The sequence below is a fragment of the Paraburkholderia sp. GV068 genome, from assembly GCF_003058125.1.
Lineage (GTDB): Bacteria > Pseudomonadota > Gammaproteobacteria > Burkholderiales > Burkholderiaceae > Paraburkholderia > Paraburkholderia graminis.
In genome coordinates this window covers 342,531-350,654 of sequence record NZ_QBUB01000007.1, presented here as the reverse complement: position 1 = coordinate 350,654, position 8,124 = coordinate 342,531, and the positions used below count along the sequence as shown (strand labels likewise).

The 8,124-nt window shown below is 67.3% G+C and carries 4 protein-coding genes; all 4 read left to right on the top strand.

Going from position 1 to position 8,124, the window contains the following annotated elements; genetic code table 11:
• Positions 1-2,658, top strand: a 2,658-nt coding sequence (locus C8K18_RS17295) for a condensation domain-containing protein (RefSeq protein ID WP_258230479.1), incomplete at its 5' end; no start/stop codon positions are given.
• A gap of 206 nt (positions 2,659-2,864) precedes the next feature.
• A complete protein-coding gene (locus tag C8K18_RS17290) occupies positions 2,865-5,057 on the top strand; it encodes a TonB-dependent siderophore receptor (RefSeq protein ID WP_107708484.1) in 2,193 nt (730 codons plus the stop codon).
• 46 nt (positions 5,058-5,103) lie between these two features.
• Positions 5,104-6,072 carry an ABC transporter substrate-binding protein gene (locus C8K18_RS17285; RefSeq protein WP_107708482.1) on the top strand — a complete coding sequence of 323 codons (969 nt, stop codon included), beginning with the start codon at positions 5,104-5,106 and terminating at the stop codon, positions 6,070-6,072.
• A complete protein-coding gene (fhuB, locus tag C8K18_RS17280; RefSeq protein ID WP_107708481.1) occupies positions 6,069-8,060 on the top strand; it encodes a Fe(3+)-hydroxamate ABC transporter permease FhuB in 1,992 nt (663 codons plus the stop codon). Before C8K18_RS17285 ends, fhuB begins: the two co-directional genes overlap by 4 nt.
• Positions 8,061-8,124 lie beyond the last annotated feature (64 nt).

The following is an 8,124-nucleotide window of genomic DNA, read 5'->3' as shown; positions in this document are numbered from 1 at the left end:
GAGTGCGTGGCGCCATCGAACGAGATCGAATCGGTGCTGCTGTCGATCTGGAGCGCCGTGCTCGGACGCGACGATCTGGGCGTCACCGACAACTTTTTCGAAGCCGGCGGCGACTCGATCCAGAGCCTGCAGATCATCGCGCGGGCGCGCGAGGCGGGCTGGCGGCTGACACCGCGGCAGATCTTCGAGCATCCGACGGTGAGCGGTCTCGCGCAGCGCGCGCAACGGCTCGATTCGCACATCGCGCATGAGGTCGACGACGGCGCGCCGCTCGCACTGACGCCGATCCAGCGGCTGTTCTTCGAGCGATATCCGCAAGGGGAATCGCACTGGAACCAGGCGGTGCTGCTGAAGGTGAAGGGGCGGCTCGTGCCTGAGGCGCTCGAGCGCGCGGTCGCGGCCCTGGAGGCACGCCACGACGCGCTGCGTCTGCGCTTCGTAAAAGAGGCCGGGGAGTGGAAGCAGACCGTGGCGAGCGGAAAGTCTGCGGACACAGTGACAGAAGCGACGGACGATTCGCAACCGTCACAAGCGTCGCAAGGCTCACAAGTATCGCTGTCGTCAGAGGAACCGCAGACCACACACGTATCGCAGCCCGCCACCGCCATCGTCCGCCACGAAAAACTCTCGTCGCTCGCAGACCTTGCAACCGCCTGCACCAACATCCAGTCGAGCCTCGACATCGAGCGCGGCCCAATCTGGCGCGTCGGCCACTTCGAAACTCAAGACGAAACCCGTCTGCTGATCGCGATCCATCACCTGTCAGTGGACGGCGTCTCGTGGCGCGTGCTTCTCGAAGAACTGCAAACCGCCTACGAACAAGCAGAACGCAACGAACCCATCCACCTCCCGGCCCCGTCGATGCCCTGGCGCGCATGGGTCCGCCAACTTCATCAGTACGCCGAATCATCCGAGCGTGTCGCTGAACTCGCATGGTGGCAGACCGCGCTCGACGCGCCCGCATTGCGCGCCGGCCCGCTGTTTCCGGCCATCGAGCCGCATCCGCAGCCGCAAAAGACGCTGCTGAAAAAGCTCTCGCCCGAACTCACCGCGGCGCTCCTGCGCGAGGCGCCGCGCGTGTACCGGATGCGTGTCGACGAAGTGCTGCTTGCGGCGCTCGCGCGCGCCATCGGCGATGCGGTGTCGCGTGATGAAGTGCTCGTCGAGCTGGAAGGCCACGGCCGCGAGGACGTCATCGACGGTGCCGAGCTGAGCCGCACCGTCGGCTGGTTCACGAGCCAGTATCCGCTCGCGTTGCCGCGCGGCATCGACGCGGCCGATGCGCTGCTGCAGGTGCGCGAGCGTCTCGCGGCCGTGCCGTTGCGCGGGCTCGGCTGGGGCCTGCTCTCCTGTTGCGCGGACGCCGCGAGTCGGTCGGCGCTGCGCGCGCTGCCCACGCCGGAGATCGGCTTCAACTATCTGGGCCGCTTCGATCAGACTTTCGACGATGCAAGCCGCTTCGGCTTCGCGGCCGAAACGCCGGGCGACGCCATCGCACCCCGCGCGCGGCTGCCCGACCGTGCGCTCGACATCAACGGCTGGATTGCCGGCGATTCGCTCGCGCTCAACTGGGGCTACGCGCCGCAGTTCGTGTCGGACGCGCTCGCCGAAAAATTGCTGGCGTCGTTCGAGTCGTCGCTCGTCGCGCTGGTCGAACATCTGCGCACCGCCACATCGCAACAGCAACCGCAACAGCCACAACAACCACAAGCCCCCAAACCGCGCCCACCCGTTCCCGATTCCGTCGAAACGCTGGCGCAGCGCGACACCATCGCCGCAAGCTGGACCGCGCGCGCCGTATACGAAGCCAGCCTGCCCGCGCCTCCCGCCGATGCGCTCGCCGCCTGGTTCGCGCGACGCCGGCCTCAAGACGCAAACGCTCGCGCCCAGGCCGCACGATCGCCCGCCGTGCCGCTCAACGCACTCGGCGCGCCGGCAACGCTGTTCTGTCTGCACCCCGGCTACGGCATGGTCGGCGAATACCGCACGCTCGCGCAGGCGCTGAACGGCCGCGTGAGCCTGATCGCCATTCAGGCCCCGGCTGTGCGCGGCGAGCCGTGGCAAGGCGACACGTTCGAAGCGCTCGCTGCGCACTACGCCGACAGCATCGAAGCGCTCCAGCCGCACGGCGACTACGCGCTGCTCGGCTGGTCGTTCGGCGGCCGGCTCGCGATCGCCATCGCGGATCATTTCGAGCGGCGCGGCATGCGCGTGTCATTCGTCGGTATCGTCGATACGGCGACGCATCGGGAGGAGGGCGCCGGCTCTCCCACCACCGTCAACGAAGACGAAGGCGAAGACAGTGCGCCGGCCGCCGCGCTCACGCTGCTCGACAACGCCGGTCCGTCGCTGCTCGGGGACGCGCTCGCCGCCGATGCGTTGCACGCCGATCTGATGTCGCGGCATGTGCTGCCGCGCATCGCCTGCGATCTGCATGTGTGGCGCGCGCTGCGCATCGCCGATCCGCGTCGCAGGATGGCGTGGGCGGACCACACGCGGGGCCGGCTGCACGAGTTCGACGTCGATGCGAGTCATTCGAGCATCGTCCACCATCCGATTCTTGCCGCGCAGCTTGCGCAGTGGTTCGCACCATCGGCGTCGCAAAGCGAGGCGACGGCACGCACTCAGCCCGATCCCGTCGCCGATTTCCACCGCTAGCATTTGCCAGCCGCTGGCGCGACGGGCGCGCGTTTCGCCCGCATCGCGCCAACGGCTGTGTCTCCCGTTCCCCACAGTTTTATTCGCATTGAATGCGAACGATTATTGTTTACATTACTATCCCGTCTTGAGAGAATCACCGGGCACCAGGCCGGCGTCCGCGCGTCTGGCTTGATTCGGGGATAGAAGAAAGGGGATCAAGAAGAATGAAGGTTGAGAAAGCCGGGAAATGCGTTGCTTTGCGGGAGCGCGGCTTGCCGCACCCGCGTCCGATTTACGTCGCGTTGATGCTGGGTCTGGCCAGCCTCGGCGCGCACGCGCAGGAATCGCCGGCCGCTGCATCGGGCACGGACGCCGCGAAGGAATTGCCTGCCGTTCAGGTGCGCAGTTCTGCTGAAGATCCGCTAGGGCCGGGCGTCGGCTATGTCGCCAAACGTTCGATGACCGGCACCAAGACGGATTCGTCGCTGCTCACGAATCCGCAGAGCGTGTCCGTCGTCACGCGCCAGCAGATGGACGACCAGGGCGCGCAGACCGTCGATCAGGCGCTGCGCTACACGCCGGGCGTCTATTCGCAGGACGGCACCGACATCCGTTTCGATCAGCTTTACGGCCGCGGTTTTCCGCTCGACTCGTATCTGGACGGCCTGCATCTGTACCAGTCGCCGCGCTTCGCCACGCCGCGCATCGACCCGTACTTCATGGAGCGCCTGGAAGTGCTGCATGGCCCGGCGTCGGTGTTGTACGGGCAGGGCAGTCCGGGCGGTCTCGTCAATTACGTGAGCAAGCTGCCGATGGAGCAGCCCTATCACGAAGTGATGATGCAGATCGGCAACCACAACAACTATCAGTTGGGCTTCGACCTGAGCGGTCCCGTCGACAAGAACGGCACCGTGCTGTATCGGCTCACGGGCGTCGCGCGCACTGCGGAGACGCAGGTCAGCGACATCAAGGACCAGCGCCTTGCAATCGCGCCGTCGGTCACGATCCGGCCGAACCGCGACACGACGTTCACGCTGCAGGGCAGCTTCCAGCGCGACCCGAACGGCGGTCTGTTCAACCCGGTGCCCGCCGGCGCGACGTTGTTTAGTAACCCGAACGGTCAACTCGGGCCGGACAAATATTTCGGCGATCCCGACCGCGACGGCATGCATCGCACGCAGTACTGGTTCGGTTATCAGTTCGATCACGCGATCAACGACAAGATCAGCGTGTCGCAGAATCTGCGCTATCTGCATATCGACCAGCATTATTACCAGACCTCGGTGACGAGTGCGCTCGGCGCGAATCAGCGCACGGTGTCAATGTGGGGCAACGTCGACAACGAGCACTACACGCAATTCCAGGTCGACACGCACGCGCAGGCGAAGGTAGCGACGGGCGCCGTTCAGCACACGTTGCTGTTCGGTCTCGACTATCAGCGCTCGATGCTCGGCGATACCGAAGGCAACTCCGTCCTCGGTACGGTGGATCTGTACAACCCGAACTTCTCGTCGCTGCCGACGCAGCAGGCCAACACGCGCCTCGATTATTCGTTGAGCACGGTCGGCGTGTATGCGCAGGACGAAGCGCGCTGGCGTAACTGGGTGCTCACGTTCGGCGTGCGCCAGGACTGGACGGGCGGCAATCAGCAGACCACCTTGCTCACGACGGGAAAGGGCAGCATTTACCACACGAACGATCATGCGTTCACGTGGCGCGCGGGCCTCGCGTATCAATTCGAAAGCGGCATCGCGCCGTATGTCAGCTATTCGCGGTCGTTCCAACCGGTGCTCGGCGCGACCTATTCGGGCGCTCCGTTCTCGCCGACGAAGGGCCGGCAGATCGAAGCGGGCGTGCGTTATCAGCCGAAATGGTTTGACGGCTTCTTCTCGCTCGCGGCGTTTACGCTGACGCAGGACAATGTGTCGGTGGTCGATCCCGATCATCCGGGCAACGCGATACAGACCGGCCAGACGCGCTCACGCGGCGTCGAGTTCGAAGCCCACGCGAACGTCACCGCCGATCTGAAAGTGATTGCGTCGTACACCTATCTGAACCAGCAGGTGACGAGCACCACGACGCCCACCAGTTTCGGCAAGCGTCCGACCATCGCGCCGCGCAATACCGCTTCGCTGTGGGCCGATTACACGTTCCACCGCGGACCGCTGCGCAACTTCGGCGTCGGCTCCGGCGTGCGTTATATGAGCAGTTCGGCGGGCGATGCAGCGAACACCTTCACCGTGCCGGGGCGTGTGCTCGTCGACCTCGGCGCGCACTACGACATTCAGAACTGGCGCCTGTCGCTCAATCTGAACAACGTGTTCGATCGCGAGTACATCTCGTACTGCACGACCGCCTCGGTGTGCTACTGGGGCGCGACGCGCACGGTGCTGGGCACGGCTCGTTACCAATGGTGATCGGCATGACGAAGGGCCCGGCGGATCGCATGCGGCACACGTCGCCATGACGGCAAGCGTGCGCTTTAACGGCAAGCGGCGCCTCGCGCTTGCGGGGTTGGGCGCGGCCGCGCTTATGGCGGCGGGCGCACGGTCGGCGCGCGCGGCGGATGCAGCGGGTGCCGTTTCTGCGGCCGCTTCGATTTCAGGCTCGGCCGCAGGCTCAGCAGCGGCGCCCGCCGCTCGCGTCGTCGTGCTCGACTGGCCGCTGACGGAAGTCGTGTTGTCGCTCGGCGTTGTGCCCGTCGGCGTGTCGCGTCCCGCGTGGTATGCGAAGCTCGACGGCGTGCCGGCGTTGCCGCCGTCGGTCGTCGATACCGGCTTGCTGTATCAGCCGAACTTCGAAGTGCTCGCCGCGCTAAAGCCCGAGCTTATCGTCATCACGCCGTGGCACGCGCCGCTGCGCGGGTTGCTCGAACGCATCGCGCCGACGCTGACGGTGCAACTGTTCGGCCCCGGCATCGACGTCTATCCCGCTGTTCACGCCGCGACCCGCAAGCTCGCCGACGCGCTCGGCCGCAACGCCGCGGCCGATGCGCTGTTCGCGCAAGCCGATGCCCGCGTCGCCGATGCGTCCGCGCGTCTCGCGGGCTTTCGCGCGATGCGGCGTCCCGTCTATCTACTGCGTCCGATCGACGACCGTCACATCGCCGTATTCGGCAGAAACAGCCTGTTCGGCGGCGTGCTCCACGCGCTCGGAATCGATAACGCGTGGCAGGACTTCGCCGATCCGCAAGGCATGACCGAAGCGGACCTCGGCGCGCTCGCACGACATGCCGATGCGCAAGTCGTCACCATCGGCGTGCCGCCCGGCGTCGCGGCGCAACTCGCGCGCAGCCCGTTATGGGGCGCACTGCCGTTCGTGCGGCAAAACCGCGTCCGGCACATCGGCCCGTTGCCGGCGCTCGGCGGCCTCGTCGCGTCGATGCGTTTCGCCGACAGCCTCGCCGGCGCGCTGCAAGGAGTCACCCAATGAACCGCTCGACGGCGACTGTCACCGCGGCCGCGCCGCGCGCGTGGCGGCTGCCCGCGCTGCTGCTGATGCTGGCCGCGTGGCTCGTTTATCACACACTGTCCGCGCGGCTGCCTGTCGCGCAATGGCCCGGCGCGCTGTTGCCTCGCGCCGATGCCACGTTGCCGCAGCTTGTCGTGCGCTATGGCTGGCTGCCGCGCTTCGCGATCGCGCTGATCGCCGGCGCGGCGTTGTCGCTGGCGGGCGTGGTCTTTCAGCAGGTGCTGCGCAATCCGCTTGCCGAGCCGCTCACGCTCGGCGTGTCGGCGGGCGCGTATCTCGCGTTGACGATCGCCGCGGTGGCCGCGCCCGCGCTCGCCGTCGACATGCGCTTCGCGGTGGCGCTGGCAGGCGCCGCGCTCGCGATGTTCGCCACCATGGCGATGACGTGGCGCAAGGGCTTCGCGGCAGTCTCCATCGTGCTCGCGGGCATGATCGTGAATCTGTACTGCGGCGCATTGTCAGTGATCCTGACGATTGTGTTCGAGCGTTCGTTGACGTCGGTGTTCATCTGGGGCGGCGGCTCGCTCGTGCAAAACGGCTGGGCGAGCGTCGTGTGGCTGCTGCCGCGCGTGCTCGCCTGCGGCGTCGCCACGGCGCTGCTGGTGCGTCCCTTAACGCTCTTTTCGCTCGACGACGGCAGCGCGAGCCAGCTCGGCATGTCGCTGAAATGGACGCGTCCGCTCGCGCTCGGCGTCGCCGTCACGTTGAGCGCGTTCGTGGCGAGCGCGGTCGGCGTGATCGGCTTCATCGGATTGGGCGGGCCGGTGCTCGCGCGCCTGATGGGCGCACGCCGCGTGCGCGATCAGTTGCTATGGGCGCCGTTCGTCGGCGCACTGTTGCTCGCGATCGCCGATCAGGCCGTGCAGAGTTTGCCGAGCGTACTCGGCGAACTGCTGCCGACGGGCGCGGCGGTCGCGCTCTGCGGCGGGCCGCTGCTGCTGTGGATGCTGCGCCGCGTGCATATCGAGGCGCCGCGTCCCGCGTCTGCGGAGAACGCGCCGCCGCGGCGCGCGTTAACGATGCCCGCACTGCTGCTCGGCGTCCTGCTCGTCGCCGCGGTCGTCGTGTCGCTGCTCTTTTCGACGACGCTGCACGGCTGGCAATGGACCGGCGCGCAGCAATGGAGCGACGTGTGGTTCTGGCGCGTGCCGCGCCTCGCCGCATCGCTGGGCGCGGGGGTGATGGTGGCGCTCGCGGGGACGATCCTGCAACGCGTCACCGGCAATCCGATGGCAAGCCCCGATCTGCTTGGCGTGAGCGGCGGCGCGATGCTCGGCATGCTGGCCGCCGCAGTCGTGGCGAGCGCGCCGTCGACGCCCGTGCTGCTCGCGGGTTCGTCGGCGGGCGCGCTGATCTGCCTCGTGACGATCGTCGCGCTCGGCCGCCGCAGCGGTTTTGCGCCGGAGCATGTGCTGCTTGCGGGCATCGCCCTCAGCGCGTTTTCGCAGGCGCTGGTCATGCTCGCGACGGCGAGCGGTGGCGCGTACGCGAACCTCCTGCGTCCGCTGCAATATGGCTCGACCTACCTGATCGCGCCGGCGACGGCAATCGCCGTCGGCGCGTGTACGGTCGTCGCGGTGGTCGTCGCGTATCTGGGCGCGCGTTGGCTCGAGATCCTGCCGCTCGGCGCGAACGTGGCGAATGCGCTCGGCGTCGGCGCGCAACGCGCGCGGCTCATGCTGCTCGCGCTGGCCGCGATCCTCACGGCGGGCGCGACGGTCGTGATCGGCCCGATGTCGTTCGTCGGCCTGATGGCGCCGCATCTCGCGCGGCTGCTCGGCTTTCCGCGCGCGCGTTCGCAGATGGTCGTCGCGGCGCTGATCGGCGGCTTGCTGATGGTGCTGTCGGACTGGCTCGGCCGCAACATGATTTTTCCGCAGCAACTGCCGGCGGGCGTGATCGCGACGCTTCTGGGCGGGCCTTATCTAATGTGGTTGCTGCGTCGTTGATGCGTCGAACAAGTTGAGCCGAGGCGCGCATCGCGCGCCTCATGACTCTCGACGAACCCCGCTG

Excerpts from the sequence above, each read along its gene's own strand:
- C8K18_RS17290 (WP_107708484.1), top strand. The coding sequence starts at position 2,865 with ATGAAGGTTGAGAAAGCCGGGAAATGCGTTGCTTTGCGGGAGCGCGGC.
- C8K18_RS17285 (WP_107708482.1), top strand. The coding sequence starts at position 5,104 with ATGACGGCAAGCGTGCGCTTTAACGGCAAGCGGCGCCTCGCGCTTGCG.
- fhuB (WP_107708481.1), top strand. The coding sequence starts at position 6,069 with ATGAACCGCTCGACGGCGACTGTCACCGCGGCCGCGCCGCGCGCGTGG.